Here is a 14,510-nt window from a genome sequence, read left to right on the forward strand (position 1 = left end):
GCCCATGACCGCACCGCGCTTCGCCATGTTCTTCTACGGCTCGCTTCGCGACGCCGAGCTCTTGTCGGTCGTGCTCGGCCGAACCGTCGCCGAGGAAGAGCTGATCCCCGCCGCGCTCGCCGATCACGAGCTGCGCGCCGTCAAGGGCGAGGATTTCCCCATCGCCCTGCCGCGCGCGGGCGCGCGCGTGCCGGGCGTGTTCCTGGATGGGCTCGACGCGGACGAGATCGCGCGCATCCGCTTCTTCGAGGATGACGACGAGTTCGTGCTGCGCGAGGTCGAGGTCGAGCTGACCGCCGCTCCGGGCGGGACGCGCCCCGCGCTGACCTGCTTCCCGCGCGAGGCCCTGACCCCCGCCGGGACCTGGTCCTTCGAGGCCTGGCGCGACGGTCCGCGGCCCGCGCTGCTGGAATGCGCGCGCGAGATCATGCAGCTGCACGAGCGCGGCGCCGACTGGTCGGATCCCGCCCTTTGGCCCGGCATCCGCAACCGCGCGCTGGCGCGCGTGCGCGCGGCGCGCGAGAAGGGCGCCCCAAGGCCCGCCGGATTGGGCCGCGATCGCGTGCGGGTCCTGTCGCGGCGCATCCCCTACGCTTCCTACATCGCGGTCGAGGAGCTCGAGATCGCGCATCCCACCCATGGCGGCGGCATGTCGGCGCCGCTGCGCCGCGCGGCGGTCAGCTCGGGCGATGCGGTGACGGTCCTGCCCTATGACGCGCGGCGCGACCTGGTGCTGCTGGTCAGCCAGTGGCGCCCCGGCCCGCATCTGCGCGGCGACCGCGACCCCTGGCCGCTCGAGGTCGTGGCCGGCCGCGTGGATCGCGACGAGCGCGACGAGGACGTGGCGCGTCGCGAGGCGCGCGAGGAGGCGGGGCTGGAGCTGGGCGCGCTCGAGCGGGTCGGCGCCTATTACCCCTCGCCCGGCGTCTTGGCCGAGAAGGTGACTTCGTTCGTCGGTCAGGCGGATCTGGGCGGGGCCGGCGGCGTGCACGGTCTGGCCGAAGAGGGCGAGGACATCCGCGCCATGACGATGCCCTTCGACGAGGCCATGGCGCTGGTGCGCGCCGGCGGCGTCGACAGCGGCCCGGCGCTGGTTTCGCTGCTCTGGCTGGCCATGCGGCGCGAGGCGCTGCGCACGGCCTGGGGCGCCTGATCGGGGGGCGCGGAGCAGGGTCGGATCATTCGCGATCGCCCCGCGCAAGACAAGGCGCGCCGATGGCCGCCGCTCTTGCGCCGCTCCGCCCGGCCGGGGCGCGCGGGGCAGGGCCGTGCGCGATCGCCCCGCGCGGGACAAGACGCGCCTCGCCCGGCCACCAGGCGCGCCGATGGCTGCCGCCTTTGTGCGCGCCGAGGCGCCGCTCCTTCGCATTGTCGGCGGGTCGGGGCAGTTTGCGGCCCATGCGTGCGAAGCTCAGGGCGGACCAGCCTGCGGGGCGCGCCGGGCGTCCGGGCGCATCGGCGTTGATTCCGGGGCGCGTTTCTCCCGCGCGAGGTGTGCGCAACCGAGTCGCTCCGCGCTTCGCCGGCGCCGTTTCTTGGCTGTCGCCGGAGGGGGGCGGGCGTCAGGGCTGCTTGCGGCGCGCCGGCCCTCGGGCGGCGCATCCCGCGCGCCATCCGAAGGCGCCGCCCACGCGGCGAAGCGCGCTTTGGCGCAGGCGCCGCGGCCCAGCCCTCTTGCCCGCGCGGCGCCGATCGCGGCACACTGCGCGCGCCGGGGCGCCGCCTCGGCCGATCCGCTCGCCGCAAGGAGGTCCGATGTCCAGTCCGCGCCGCTCTCTCGTCCCGTTTTCCGCCGCGCTGGGCGGCCTTGCCGTTTCGGCGGCGCTTGCGCTTGCCGCGCCCGCCGCGGCCGAGCCCGCGATGCGCTCGGTCAGCGCCGAGGGCGTGGGCGTCGTGTCGCTTGCGCCTGACCGCGCCTCGATCATGATCGGCGTGGAGGAAATGCGCGACACCGCCGCCGAGGCGATGGAGGCCGTTTCGGCCGCCGCGGCCGGCGTGATCGCGGCGCTGCGGCATGTCGGCGTGCCCGCGGCCGACATCGCGACCATGGACATCTCGCTGGGACCGGTGATGCGGCGCGCGCCGGCCGCGGACGAGCCCGCGCGCGTGGTCGGCTATCGCGCGCGCAACATGCTGCGGGTCAACGTGACGGATCTGAGCCGCCTGGGCCAAGCGGTCGGGGCGGCGGCCGCGGCGGGCGGCAACGCGATCTCGAGCGTCGCCTTCGACAGTTCCGAGGCCGAAGACGCGCGGCGCCGAGCCTTGGCCCTGGCCGTCGAGGACGCCCGTCGCCGCGCCGAGATCATGGCCGCAAGCGCCGGCGCGCGGCTTGGCCCGGTGCAGGAGCTTTCCGAAAGCGGCGAGCCGCGTCCGATGATGCGCATGCAGGCGGCCATGGCCGACGGCGCCGCGCCCGTCATGCCCGGCGAGCGCACGCTGAGCGTGCGCGTGCACGGCCGCTGGGCGCTGGTCGATTGACGCGCAAGCCGGCAAGGCCTAAATCCTGCCGGCTCAGGAAGGGTGGCAGAGCGGTCGAATGCGGCGGTCTTGAAAACCGTTGATGCGCAAGCATCCGTGGGTTCGAATCCCACCCCTTCCGCCACAACTTTAAAAAATACGTCTTGAAATCAATAAATTAAACGGAATTCCCGAGAGCCCTTCCCGCAACCGTTCCCACAATTTGCGGCGCCTCGACCCAGCGCCGGCGAGGGGTCTCAGCCCATGTCGGCTTGGGGCGCTGCCATGGGTGGAAGGTCCGAGGCGCTTTGCGGGCGGGGGCAAGGAGCGGGCTTTGGCGGCCCGTTGCGCGTGGGAACCGAACAGGCGCGGCGCGTCCGCCCGGGGCTGGGCGGGTCGCAGGACGCGCAGCGCCAGCCGGGCCCCTGGGCCGGGCGCGCGGCGGGCTTCCATCATTCGCCGCCGCCGCAGGCCGAGCAGGCCGCGAAGGGCAGGCCCTCGGGGTCAAGCGCGGGCGTCTCGGGCATCGCCGCCGCGCGCAGCTGATCCACGGGCGGGCTTGGGGCGCGGGCGGCATCCTCCGCCGCCAGCGCCTCGGCATCTTCGCGGCTCAGACCGCCGTCGAATTCGCGCACCGCCGCTCGTTCGTCGAACGGATCGTGGACGATGTCAGGCGCGGCCCTATCAGCGGGCTCCCGTTTCCGCGCCTGCCACCCTGCTACATCTGCTACACCTGCTACAAAACGGGCCGGTGTAGCAGAAGTAGCAAGTGTAGCAGGGGGTCGGCCTGCGATTTCGGCAAGCGCGGCGGTCACGTCAAACCACATCGCCCCCAGCCCTCACGATGCGCCACGCTTGCTTGCGAGCGGCGCCGCGCACCACGGTTCCCGGCTTTGGCGGGACGAGCCAGCCGTGCCCGGCCAGCAGCGTGAGCGCCTTGCGCGCCTTCTGGCTTTCGCGCAGCTTGCCCGGCCCGAACTGCACCACGTCGCGCACCATCACTTCAGGCTCGGCCCAGCTTTCGAGAAGCCAGCGCCGCAGCGCCTCGGCATGGTCGATTTCCCGGGAAACCAGCGCAGCCTCCGACAGCCGCGTGGCCTCGCCGAGGTAGAATTTCGCCAGCGCAATGCCGTTGGCCATGTCGGCCAGCGTCACCGCCTCGGCATCGAGGTCGCGCCACAAGGTCAGCACGCCGGCAATCCGCGCCGCCTGTTCCGCCGCCTTGGAAGCGTAGCCCGTGACGTTCGCCAGATCGCCGCCGGGCGCCTGCGCCGCTTCTACGGCGTCCGAGAAGCGGATCAGCAGCGCCCGCGCCTCGGGCGTGAGCGCCAGGGTGCGCGGCTCAAGTTCCCGTGTTTCCGGGTCCATCGGCAAGGGCCGTTCGAGGATTTCCGCCAGCCGCCGGTTGAAGGCTTCGATCGCCGCCCGGTCATGGCGCGCGTTCGCGTGCATGCGCGCGCCGATGGTGGAAGGCGGCTCGCTGATCAGGAACCGCGGCAGGAAGCCCGATTCAGAAGTCAGCGGATCGGCCATGAAGCTGCGCGCCACGCGCGGCTGAACCATCAGGTGGATGGCCAGCCGCCTGCCATGGAGCGTTGCGTGATCATCACTGGCCCGCGTGCGCCGGATCGGCTCGCCCTGCCAGAGCGCGTTGAGCGCGGCTAGAGCGGAATCCTACCAGTCTGGATCGTAGCCACATGCGCTGAAGCAGTTGGCGCAATCGTCTGGTGTGAAGGCGTCGGCGATGCGGCAGATGGCGGTCCAGAGGTTCTTGACGTTGTGCTCGGCAGCCTTGCGCAAAAGCGCCTTGAGCTTGGCGAAGGCGTTCTCGATCGGGTTGAAATCCGGGCTGTAGGGCGGGAGGAAGCGCAGCTCGGCGCCGGCGGCCTCGATCAGGGCGCGGACCCGAGCTCCTTTGTGGCTGGAGAGGTTGTCCATGACGACGACGTCGCCGAGCCGCAGTTCGGGAACCAGCACGCGTGCGACGTAGGTTTCGAAGGCGTCGCGGTTGATCGGGCCGCCGATCACGAAGGGCGCAACCATGCCCCGGCGGGTCAGGCCGGCGACGATGGTGGTCGTCTTCCAGTGTCCGTGGGGGACTCTCATGCGCAGGCGCTCGCCGCGCCGGCAGCGGCCGTGTGTGCGGGCCATGTTCGTTCTTGGCCGCTCGCCATCGGGCTCGGACCGATGGCGTTCCGATGGCTTGCTCTCGTCGATGAAGACGAGGTGGTCGGGATCGCGGTCGAGCTGGCCGTCGAACCACGCCTGCCCGCGTTTCAGGACATCGGACCGCTCCTGCTCGGCGGCGTGCGCCGTCTTTTTTGCGCGTGATGCCGTGGCGGCGGAAGAACCGCTGCAGCGTGCTGCCGTAGCTGAAGGCGTGGCCGTGCTCGGCCAGCATGGCGCGCAGCTCCTCCACGGTGATGTCCGGCGGCGCGACCAGCAGCGTCTTGATCAGATGGGCTTGCGCCTCGACGCGGGCGGAACGGCGGGCGGCGCCCAGAGGGCCGGGGAGGGCGTCGCCCTGGCGGCGTTCGAGCGTCCGCCATCGGCTCACGCTAGCCGGGCTGACGCCGAACCGGGCGGCGGCTTCACGGTGGCTGGCGCCATCGGTCCCGGCGTTCAGGACGCGGATTCGCAAATCAAGAGAAAGGGCTTTTGACATGTCCGCCGGCCTCCTCGCCCGGCGGACATCTTGAATCAGACCCAGCCCCCGAGTTGAAACAGACCCATCTCCCGAAAGGAATCCCCTGCGATTCAATCAGGTCGGCTTCCGCTCTAGGGCGGGTCGCTCAGGACCGCGGTCGCCGTGAAGGCGGCGAAGCCGAGGCCGCCGGCGAGGATCCGCCAGTCGGCCTTGCCGGCGGCCGCGGCGGGGTTGACGCGCCGCTCCGCCTCGTCGGCAGGGACGCCCCGGGCGCGCAGCGCGGCGATCCGGCGGCGCGTCAGCGCCCAGCCCAGCACGACGCCCTTGACCGAAATGACCGGGATCGCCATCGCTTAGATGCGCGCATAGGCGGCGGTCTTCTGCGCGGCGCTCATCGTCTCGACCCCGTCGAACACGGCGATGTTGAGCAGCGCGACGACGGCCGGGCCGAAGATGATCGCGGCGCGCCCCAGCGTCTGCATCGTGCTGTGCTGGACCTTGATCTGCGCCTCGGGCAGGGGGCGGTCGCCGGCGTCCACGACGGGCGCCGCCGCCACGGTCATGGCGTCGGCGACGGTGTCCTGAATGACGTAGCCGATCGGCGAGAGCAGCGCGGCCAGCACGTACCATGCGCCGGCCGGGGCGATCGCCTCCATGGCGTCGATGTCGACGTTCAGCTGATGCATGGTCGCCAGCGCGGCGGCGATCAGCCCGGCGCCGAGGAACACGAGCGCCGCCAGAACACGTCCACCAGGTGGCCCAGCGGCATCTTCAGCGCCAAGGGCGGCCCGGCCCGGAACGCGATCTCGGCCAGGAAGGCGGCCGAAAGGTCGAGCTGCTCCTTGACGAAGAAGGCGCCGACGACCGCGGTCAGCCCCGAGACGCCGGCGGCGAAAAAGACCATGAGCGGCGGCAGGAACGACCAGCGCATCTGGCGGGCGAGGCCGACGGCGCGCCTCGCGCAGCCAGCCGCCCGCGGTCCCGGAGCCGGGTTCGGCGGCCGCGGCCGCGGATGCGGCCCCGGAATCGGCCCGGGAATCAGTCCCTGAATCGGGCCCGGTTCGGGCGTCATCGACCTTGTTCTCGTGCCGCGTCATGCGCCGCGCCCATTCCGTGCCGACGCGGCCGGAGCGTCGAGTCGGCCGCGCCCTCACACAAAGGGATCGGCGCGGCCCGGCGCAAGCCTCGCGTGACGTTCGCGCCGCCGCAGGGCGGCCCGGCCCCGGCGGCGCGCCGGGGAGGCGCCGCCGGGGCCGGGGACGGGGGCGAAAGGGGCGGCCCGGTCAGATCGCGTCAGATCGCGTCAGTTCGCGTCGGGCGGGGCTGTCGCCGGCTCCTCGATCCGGGCGACCGCGAAGGTCACCGGGGCCGCCTCGATGCCGTCGCCGGTCAGCTCCACGCGGTAGACGCCGCGATCCTCGAAGCCGGGCAGCGACAGGCGCAGCCGCGTCACCCTCGGCCCCTCGTAGCGCAGCGCCGCGATCTGTTCGGCGGGGCCCTTGGGCGCGCCCTCGTCGTCCAGCGGCGTTGCCGTGATGGCGCCGTTCAGCACGCGCAGCCCGCCCGGCGCGGAGACCACCAGGTCCACCGGCACGAAGGCGTTCTGCACCGGCATGTCCACCGACAGCGTGGCCGGCACGACGCCCGGAGCGGCCTCCAGCGCCGAGACCGGCGGACCGCCCAGCAGGCGCGAGAACACGTTGAGGAACGGCGTGCCGGTGAACACCGAGGCATGCTCCCCGACCACGGTCTGACGCTGCCCGGCGCGGGGCAGGGCGCTCCAGTCCGGGACGGTGCCGTCGCCGGCGTCCTCGGTGCGGGTCATGACGATGGACCCGTGCGGGATCGCGCCGTCGGGCTGGCTGCGCACGTTCACCCGCGTCGGCGTCCGGTGCCCGGTGCCGGCGAAGTAGAAGTAGCGCACATGGGCCGGCGGGGCGCCCGCGTTCAGGCTGTCATGGACGAACCGCGCCCGGCCCAGCAGCGCCGGATCCAGGTTCAGGCGCCGCGCGTTGCGCGGGTCGTAGATGTCGACGGGGCGCAGCTCGGGGTCCGACTGGTCCCAGCAGGCCGCCTCGCCCGGCGCCGGCAGAAGCTGGTAGCCCGACGGGTAGCGCCGGTCCGAGGCGATCCGGCGGAAATCGGCGGCCGAGATGCCCAGCGTGCTGTCGATGCCCAGCACCCGGGCGAGAGCCAGCGGCGCGCCCTGGTGCGGGGTCGCCAGGGCGGCGAACAGCGAGACGTCGCGGAACCAGGGCCGGCCGGCGTAGCGGCCCGTCTCCAACACCAGCCGGGCGATGAGGCCGCCCATGGAATGGGCGACGAGGAGGATCTCGCCCGCGCCGTCGGCATGGGCCCGGTCGAGCCGGTCGGCGAGCTGCTCGGCCAGGTCTTCGAGGTCCAGACGCCAGTCGTAGGGGAAGCGGATCAGCCGCTTGTCCGCGCCGTTCGCGGTGTAGCCGAGCCCCTCGATGAAGCTCAGGATCGAGCCGTAGAAATCGACGATGCAGACCTTGCGGATGATCTTTCCGTGGCGCACGGCCGGGTCGAGAAGCCTGTCCACGCGCTTGTAGCCGAACTGGGTTTCGAGAACCGTCGGGGGCCAGAGTTGTTCGGCCCCCAAGAACAGCTTGCTGCCCATGATGCCGGGGACGAAGACGACCGTTTTCATGTCAGGTACCTTTCGGAGGCGCCCTGCGTCGGGGCGGAGAGGGGATCGGAGGCCGGCCGGTCCGGCGGGCCGAAGGGCGCGCTCCACCGCTCGAGCGCGGCCAGCGTCTTGCGCAGCGCCGCGGCCGGGCCGCGCGCGCCGCGCGCGTCGGCCTGGCGCGCGGCCTCCTCCAGAAGCTGCGGCAGCATGTTCGACCGGTCCGCGTATTCGACCATCGCCGACAGGCCGCGCAGAGGCGCGCGCGCCGCGGCGGCCGCGAAGACCGAGGGCGCCAGATCGGCGGGCGCGACCGGCCAGCGCGGCGCCATCGCGTCGGCGAGCGCGGCGTAGGCGGCCCGGTCGGGCGTCGCCGCCGCCATCGCGTGGCGGGCCGGCGCGTGCAGTTCGGGCGAGGAGGCGCGCAGCAGCGCATGGGCCTGCCCCGGGTTGAGCGCCGCGGCGTCGATGACGATCGGCGCGCCGCGCGCGCGCCGCGCCCAGCGGCGGGCGATCGGCCCGAGCAGCTCTCCGGTCTCGGGGGCGGGGTCCTGCTTGAGCCGCTTCCAGTCCACCGGGCCGCCCATGGCGCCGACGCCCGAGATCCAGGCCGGGTCGGGAGAGAATTGCCCGGGCGCGAGCGCGGCGCGCAGCGCCGGCGGGCCGTCCGGCTCGGCATAGGCGCGGGCGTGGAGCGGATGCAGCAGGCCCTGCGCCCCGGCGGCGATCAGCAGCAGCAGCGTCTGGCCGGCCTCGACCACCGCCGCCGAGGAGGCGCCGTCCGAGCCCGGCCGCGCGAGGTTGGAGACGGCGAGCGCGGCGCTCACCAGCGCCTTCTCGGGGCCGTCGGTCGGGATCGGGGCGCCGCCGCGCGCCACCAGGGCGAGCCGCAGCGCGCCGGTCAGCCGCGCCCGCGCCGCCGGCGAGGCGAAGCGCGCCTCGGGCTGGTCGAGCAGACGGCGCAGCAGCTCCAGCGCGCGCTCGGGGGCCTCCGGCGCGCCGCCCAGGATCAGGCGGCGGACAAGCGGCGCGCCCTCGCGGAACAGCATCGGCGGCTCCGCCCCGCGCATGGCCGCCAGGTCCGCCTCGCGCACCTCGTCGGCGTCGGCGGCCGGGTCCCAGTCGCCCAGGTCGAGCCGCGCCTGCCCGATCCAGCCGCGCGCGATGGCCGGCGCCGCGCGCTCGCCGTCGGCGAGCAGCTCCAGCGCGTCGCCGGGACGGTCCTCGTTCACCAGCTCCCAGCCGCGCGCGTCGAGAAAGCGCGCGCGGTTGCGTCCAGTCAGCGCCCGCGCCAGCCGGTTGCTCATCGGCCGGCCGGCGGCGAGCAGCAGCGCCGCGCGCGCCGGGTCGGGCAGGTCGTCGGCGTCGCGGATCAGCCGGCCGCTGCCGCGCCGCAGCGCCGCGCGGGTCTCCGCGTCGAGCGGGCGGGCCATCAGCCGGTGGTAGAGGGCTTCGGCCTCGGCGTCCTCGGGGGCGATCTCCTCGGGGCCGGCCTCGTAGAGCGCCATCGCGCTTTCATGGATCATGCGCATCCGCTCGGCTCGGGCCGGGTCCGCCTCGAGCACCGGCAGCGCCAGCCGCCGCAGGTCGCGCCTGAGCGCCAGCCCGCCGCCGGGCGCCGGACCGGCGATCAGCCAGTCCTCGTCGGCCAGACGCGCGCACAGCTCCGCGGCGCGCGCGTCGTCGGGCATGCCCAGCCCGGCCGCGGGCGCCAGCGCGCTGCGCAGGACCCCCGGCCAGACCCGGCGCAGCGCCGGCGCCAGCGCGGCCAGCGCGCGCAGCTCGCGCCCCGGCAGGCTCACGATCTGCAGGTCATAGGCCGCGGCGGGCCCGTCGGGAACCTCCGGCGCGGCGGCGTCGGGGGCGCCGTCGGGGCCGGCGTTCTTCGCGCGGGCCGCGACCCCGGCCGCCAGCCGCGCGCCCAGCCTCAGCGCGTCGGCGCGGCCGGGAAGCTGGGCGACCAGCTCGCGCACCTTGGCCTCGGGCAGCTGCGCCTCCTCGCGGATCACCGCGGCGGCGTCCTCCGCGTCGAGCGGGGCGAGGCGCATCACCTCGGCGGCGAGGAGGGGCGGTTCGGCGGCATGGTCGAGCCCGGCGCCGAACATCACCACCCGCAGCCGCTCGAGGCCGGCGGCTTCGGTCAAATCGGTCAGCCAGCGGCGCAGCTCCCGCCCGGCGCGCAGGTCCTGCTCCGACGGGGCGGAGCCGCGCAGCGCGGCGTCGAGCGAGTCGAGCAGCAGCAGCACCGGCGGGCTGTTCGCCCCGGCCGCCCCGCAGGCGGTCAGCGCGTCGGACAGCGCCCGCATGAGGCGGCCGCACACGCGGTAGGCGGCGGCGCGGCCGAGGGTGCGCTGGGCCGCGTCGGCAAAAACGAAGGCGCCCAGCTCGGCCCGCGCGTCGCGGCGCAGCGCGGACAGGTCCGCCTCCAGCGCCGGGCGGGCATGGCCCAGCTGGCGGGTCAGCTCGAAGCTCATCGCCGAGATGTCGGCCGACTGGAGCGCGGGATCGTCGAGATCCATCCGGATGACGGCCCAGTCCTCGGCGCGCGGCCGCTCGGCGAGGTTGAGCGCGAATTTCGCCAGCAGGGCCGACTTGCCGCTCCCCGGCCCGCCGGTGACGGCCAGGATGGGCGGCGGCGGCGCGTTGACCGCGACGCGCCGGCGAAGGAAGCCGGCGAGCTTGAGCTGGTCGCTGCGGCGGCCGCGGAACCCTTCGGCCAGCGCCTCGAGCGAGGCGCGCTCGGCCCGCCGGGCGGCCTCGATGCGCAGCGCCTCGGACTCGGTGCTCATGCTGTCGGGCCAGCCGCCATCTGCCGTCTCGAACCACTCGGCGACCTCGAGCCGGCGCGCGAGCCGGTCGTCGTCGGCGGGGAACTCGGGCGCCGCGGCCTTGCGTGCGACCGGCGGGTGGCTGGAGAGAAAGGCGAGCAGCTCGCGCCCGAGCGGGTCGCGCTCCGGGTCCGCCTCGCGCCGCCTGCGCGCGGCGCGAACCGCCTGTGCGAGCGTTCCCGCGTCGCGCAGCGCGGCGAGCACGGCCATGCGCCGGTCGGGCGGCAGGATCAGCCGGATCTCTCCGCCCGCGCTGACCGCGGCGCAGGCGGAGCGCAGGGCGATCTCCTCTGCCGGATCGGCGCGCGCGCCGCCGAGCGGGCGCAGATCCTCGGGCAGAAACGCGCCGCTCAGCGCCGCCGCGCGCATCAGCGGGCCGGGCTCGGAGCCGGGCGCCGCGTCGGGCGGGGCGGCGGCCTTGCGCGCGCGGCCGTGTCTGGGTGGCGCGGCCTTGCGCCGGGCGCCGCCGTCGGCGAGCGGGGGCGCGGCGCGCGGCGCGGCGTCCTCGCGCCGCGTCTTGCGGGGGGCGGCCGCAGCCCCGGCCGGCACCTCGGATGACGCCCCGGCCTCGGGCTCGGCCCCGGCATCGGCCCCGGCATCGGGGGCGGCCGCGGCCAGCGAGGCGATGCGCGCGGCCACGGCGCCGGCGCCGATCTTGCCCTTGGCAAGCTCGGAAATCAGCGACTGAAACGCGCTCTGGAACGCCTTCACATTCGACACGCGATCATCCTCCCGTCCCGTCGATATCGGCGTAGCTGAGCACCGACACGCCTAGGAATTCGGCCACATGCGCGATCCGGCTCAACCCCGGCGGGATCGACCGGGCGAGCTGCATCATCATCCGGGCCAGCTTGTTGCGCCCGCTGCGGCGGGCCGCGTCGTCCTCATGGCCGAGCGCGAGGTCGAGCGTGCGCAGCCAGTGAACGATGTCCGGCTGGGCGACCTCGGTGACCTCCTCCCACTCGAGGCCCTGCGAGGGCAGCGCGCCGAAATCCCCGCGAAAGCCCAGCAGCGCCACGCGCAACCAGTCGTCGTCGCCCTGCGCCGCCTCGCGGTAGAGCGCGTAGAGGAAATCGCGCAGCCCGCCGGTCTCGGCGATGGTGGCCTTGTCCAGATCGTCGAGCACGAGCCACAGCGGCCGCCCGCCGGCGCTCGGCGGCCGGCCCAGCCGCGCGCGCATGGCGCGCGAGAACGCCTCCATCAGCGGGCCGCGCGCCCATTGCGAGACGGTCATCCCGCTGTCGGCATGGCGCGGCAGCGCGGCGGCGGCGGCCTCGTCGCGCAGCAGCAGGCCGGCCAGCGCGATCGGGTCCATGACGTGGAAGCGGTCGTTCTCGCGCAGCACCCGGATCTCGTGATCCTCGTCGGGCAGCATCGCCTCGAGGATGCGCGCCGTGAAGCTCTTGCCGACGCCTGTCTCGCCGGTCACCACCAGGATCCGCTTGCCCTCCGGGCGCAGCGCGTCGCCGATCCAGTCCTTGGTGACGGCCCGGCCGATCAGCGGGCGGCGGCCTTCGGGGGTCGCCACGAACAGCGCCTCGGAGGCGGCCACGGCGCCGCGCGGCAGCTCCCCGGCGTGATCGAGGATGGCGTGGATCGGGACCGCGACGTTGACGCTGTTGCCCAGCGCCGCGCTGAACGCCTGCTCGCCGCCGGGCGCGTCGTCGACGGCGCCCTGATGGATGGCGAATACGCGGAACTCGCGGTCCGTGCAGGCCCCGCCCGAGGCGCCCGGCAGCGAGTTGGCGTTGTGGCCGATGCGCGCCAGCTCGTCCACGACGCGCGAGGCCGAGCCGGCGGCGACCCGCAGCGGCGCGCCCTCGGGATGCTGGAACAGGTGGATGCGGGCGCGGTCCGCCTCCGTCCGGGGAAAGCCGCGCCGGGCGGTTTCGAAGCCGCGCGGGAAGGCCGGCGGCGCCTGTTCGAGCCGCAGGATCGCGTAGTCCAGGTGATCGGGGTCCATCCCGTCCGAGCCGCTGGCCGACACCAGCCAGTCCTCGGCCAGCGGAACCTTGCGGCCGTTGCGGATCGAGGGGGCGCCGTAGCGGAAGTCGCGCGAGTGGTTGAAGGTCGCCGTCACGTTGGCGCGCGCGCCCGGCGCCGCCTTCCAGCCGGGCGGGCCGCCGTCCGGGTTCGGCACGCTCATCAGGCAGCCCGAGCCGGCGAAGGTGTGGAAGGTCGTCAGCACCAGGTTCGGCGCGATCAGGATGCCGGTGCCGCGCTTCGCGCCGGCGTCGCCGCGGACCTCGATCAGGCAGGTGTTGGTGCGCCCCAGCTGCATCCCGCGGATGATCTGGTCGGGCTCGTCGAAGCCGACGAACACGTCCGAGAGCGCCTCGAGCCGCAAGCGGTCCTCGGGCCGGCCGGTATCGTTGAGCTGGCGGGCGATCTCGAAGAACGCGGGCGAGACGCTGACCCGCTGGCTGAGCTCGAACACGAAAGCGTTGAGAAAGCCCAGCGCGCGCGCCTGGTCCAGCGCGAAGCCGATCCGCGCGGCGACCGGCTCGTCGGTCGGGCGGCCCGCGCGCAGCACCGTCAGCGACAGGCTCGGCGCGCCGCCCTCGCGTTCGGTCTGGGCGTCGCGGAACAGCCGTTCAAGCGCGCCGGCCGGCTGGTCGGGGCTGACGCCCGCCACCAGACTGCCGCGCAGCGCCGGCCAGTCCGCGTCCGTCGGACCGACCGTCGTCGCGGCGCCGCCGTCGGGGCTCATCCGCCCGGCTCCCCGGCGTCGAAGCGCAGGCCGTGCGCGCGCAGGTGGTTCTGGGCGGCGGCGATCGAATGGGCGAAGTTGCCCGCCTGCGTGACGCCGCCGATATGCAGGCCGAGCGCCAGCCGCGGCGCGCGCTCCAGGTCCGCCACGCAGGACCCCGAATTGCCCGGCAGCGTCGAGGCGTCGTAGCCGAAGATCCATTCCTTGCGCCGGTCGGTGGGCATCGTGACGGGCATCGCGTCGATCAGCCCGGGCGCCCAGCACTTGCGGCCGAGCTTGCCGCGGAACAGCTTCAGGCTCTGCGCCTCGACCGAAAGATCGCGGATGGCGATCGGGAAGCCGACCGTGCACACCCGCGCGTCCATGGCCAGCGCCGGCGGCGCGCCGAAGGCCCCCGAGACGTCCAGCGTCGGCGGCGCCGGCGGCGGATCGGCCAGGCCGGCGGCCCGCGGCGCCAGGCGCAGCAGGGCCATGTCGAGGCGCGAGAAGTCGATGCCGATGCCGATCGGCTTCGGGCCGGCCATCTCCACCGCCGTCACCGCGCGCTGGTCCGCCGACGAGAACGCGGCCGTCGTTTCGCGCGCGAAGCGCCAGCCTCCGGCGGTTTCCTCGGCTGTGGCCTCCAGGACGTGGCGGTTGGTCATGATCAGCCCGTCGGCGACGAGAAATCCCGACCCCAGCGCCTCGTCCCCGGACGAGATCAGGCAGGCCGCCGCGGCGAGCCGGGCGATCTCGGCGCCGTGAATCACCGCCGCCCCCTGCCAGTCGCCGAGCGCGGGATCGTCGAGCGGGATCTCGTCGCCGTCCAGCGCGATGGCGGGGCGCGAGCCGTCGAACATCTGGATCGCCTCCAGCGCGCTGATGTCGGGCCCGGCGGGCGCGGCCCCCTCCACGGCGATGCGCCGGTAGGCGCGGCGCGCCGCGTCCAGCGCCGCGGCGCGGTCGGCCGGGTCGATGCCGTCGTCGGCCTGCATCGCCGCCTCGGCGACCTCGAGCGAGGCGCGGGCGAAATCCTCGTCCACGGGCGGGGGGCGCGGGCCGACCGCGGCCGACTCGAACATCGCTTCGGGCGCGGGCCCGCGCCCGAGCGGCGCGGCGCGAGCGCGTTTCAAAACTCGCCGGAGTTCGTTCTGTCGGCGACTTGAGGGTTTCATGCAATCCTTGCCTCGAAGAGCCTACTTATGAATATAAATTGAACGTTCTGCGAAATACAAGATACAG

General features: G+C 74.2%; 11 protein-coding genes, 1 tRNA gene and 1 pseudogene. 3 read left to right on the forward strand and 10 right to left on the reverse strand.

Features of this window, described 5'->3' with window-relative positions; translation table 11 throughout:
* The first annotated feature begins 4 nt into the window (after positions 1-4).
* From LY05_RS05120 to LY05_RS05130, 3 genes are all read left to right on the forward strand, one after another.
* Positions 5-1,153 carry an NUDIX domain-containing protein gene (locus LY05_RS05120; RefSeq protein WP_170258837.1) on the forward strand — a complete coding sequence of 383 codons (1,149 nt, stop codon included), beginning with the start codon at positions 5-7 and terminating at the stop codon, positions 1,151-1,153.
* 602 nt (positions 1,154-1,755) lie between these two features.
* Complete coding sequence (locus LY05_RS15100; RefSeq protein ID WP_170258839.1) at positions 1,756-2,478, forward strand: SIMPL domain-containing protein; 723 nt, start codon at positions 1,756-1,758, stop codon at positions 2,476-2,478.
* 36 nt (positions 2,479-2,514) lie between these two features.
* Positions 2,515-2,602: transfer RNA gene (locus LY05_RS05130), tRNA-Ser, on the forward strand.
* Positions 2,603-2,909: 307 nt separating this feature from the next.
* On the opposite strand, the gene LY05_RS05135 is transcribed toward LY05_RS05130, so the two are convergent.
* The 10 genes and pseudogenes from LY05_RS05135 to LY05_RS05185 form a co-directional block, all read right to left on the reverse strand.
* A complete protein-coding gene (locus LY05_RS05135) occupies positions 2,910-3,092 on the reverse strand; it encodes a hypothetical protein (protein ID WP_148922327.1) in 183 nt (60 codons plus the stop codon).
* 181 nt (positions 3,093-3,273) lie between these two features.
* Positions 3,274-4,113, reverse strand: a pseudogene (locus tag LY05_RS05140) (DUF3987 domain-containing protein); the annotation flags it as partial.
* Positions 4,114-4,131: 18 nt separating this feature from the next.
* A protein-coding gene (locus LY05_RS05145) for an IS630 family transposase (RefSeq protein WP_148922329.1) occupies positions 4,132-5,122 on the reverse strand; the annotation gives its coding sequence in 2 pieces (ribosomal slippage) (positions 4,132-4,783 and positions 4,782-5,122; 993 coding nt in all).
* 113 nt (positions 5,123-5,235) lie between these two features.
* Positions 5,236-5,454 carry a hypothetical protein gene (locus tag LY05_RS05150; RefSeq protein ID WP_148922330.1) on the reverse strand — a complete coding sequence of 73 codons (219 nt, stop codon included), beginning with the start codon at positions 5,452-5,454 and terminating at the stop codon, positions 5,236-5,238.
* A gap of 3 nt (positions 5,455-5,457) precedes the next feature.
* Positions 5,458-5,832, reverse strand: coding sequence for a hypothetical protein (locus LY05_RS05155; protein WP_148922331.1), 375 nt, complete (start codon positions 5,830-5,832; stop codon positions 5,458-5,460).
* Positions 5,811-6,035, reverse strand: a complete 225-nt coding sequence (locus LY05_RS05160) for a hypothetical protein (RefSeq protein ID WP_148922332.1) — start codon at positions 6,033-6,035, stop codon at positions 5,811-5,813. Before LY05_RS05160 ends, LY05_RS05155 begins: the two co-directional genes overlap by 22 nt.
* Positions 6,036-6,407: 372 nt before the next feature.
* Positions 6,408-7,775 carry a lipase family alpha/beta hydrolase gene (locus LY05_RS05165; protein ID WP_148922333.1) on the reverse strand — a complete coding sequence of 456 codons (1,368 nt, stop codon included), beginning with the start codon at positions 7,773-7,775 and terminating at the stop codon, positions 6,408-6,410.
* A complete protein-coding gene (locus LY05_RS05170) occupies positions 7,772-11,299 on the reverse strand; it encodes an AAA family ATPase (RefSeq protein WP_170258841.1) in 3,528 nt (1,175 codons plus the stop codon). The genes LY05_RS05165 and LY05_RS05170 overlap by 4 nt, the downstream gene beginning before the upstream one ends.
* Before the next feature lie 4 nt (positions 11,300-11,303).
* A complete protein-coding gene (locus LY05_RS05180; RefSeq protein WP_170258843.1) occupies positions 11,304-13,289 on the reverse strand; it encodes a trypsin-like peptidase domain-containing protein in 1,986 nt (661 codons plus the stop codon).
* Entirely contained in the window at positions 13,286-14,350 is a 1,065-nt protein-coding gene (locus tag LY05_RS05185; protein ID WP_148922337.1) for a trypsin-like serine peptidase, read from the reverse strand. The genes LY05_RS05180 and LY05_RS05185 overlap by 4 nt, the downstream gene beginning before the upstream one ends.
* Positions 14,351-14,510: the final 160 nt, after the last annotated feature.

The organism is Oceanicella actignis (assembly GCF_008124525.1).
GTDB lineage: Bacteria > Pseudomonadota > Alphaproteobacteria > Rhodobacterales > Rhodobacteraceae > Oceanicella > Oceanicella actignis.

What these genes read in the sequence shown, in the direction of transcription:
- LY05_RS05150 (WP_148922330.1), bottom strand. Translation starts at nt 5,454, where the DNA reads ATGGCGATCCCGGTCATTTCGGTCAAGGGCGTCGTGCTGGGCTGGGCG.
- LY05_RS05180 (WP_170258843.1), bottom strand. Translation starts at nt 13,289, where the DNA reads ATGAGCCCCGACGGCGGCGCCGCGACGACGGTCGGTCCGACGGACGCG.
- LY05_RS05120 (WP_170258837.1), top strand. Translation starts at nt 5, where the DNA reads ATGACCGCACCGCGCTTCGCCATGTTCTTCTACGGCTCGCTTCGCGAC.
- LY05_RS05160 (WP_148922332.1), bottom strand. Translation starts at nt 6,035, where the DNA reads ATGCGCTGGTCGTTCCTGCCGCCGCTCATGGTCTTTTTCGCCGCCGGC.
- LY05_RS05185 (WP_148922337.1), bottom strand. Translation starts at nt 14,350, where the DNA reads ATGTTCGAGTCGGCCGCGGTCGGCCCGCGCCCCCCGCCCGTGGACGAG.
- LY05_RS15100 (WP_170258839.1), top strand. Translation starts at nt 1,756, where the DNA reads ATGTCCAGTCCGCGCCGCTCTCTCGTCCCGTTTTCCGCCGCGCTGGGC.
- LY05_RS05165 (WP_148922333.1), bottom strand. Translation starts at nt 7,775, where the DNA reads ATGAAAACGGTCGTCTTCGTCCCCGGCATCATGGGCAGCAAGCTGTTC.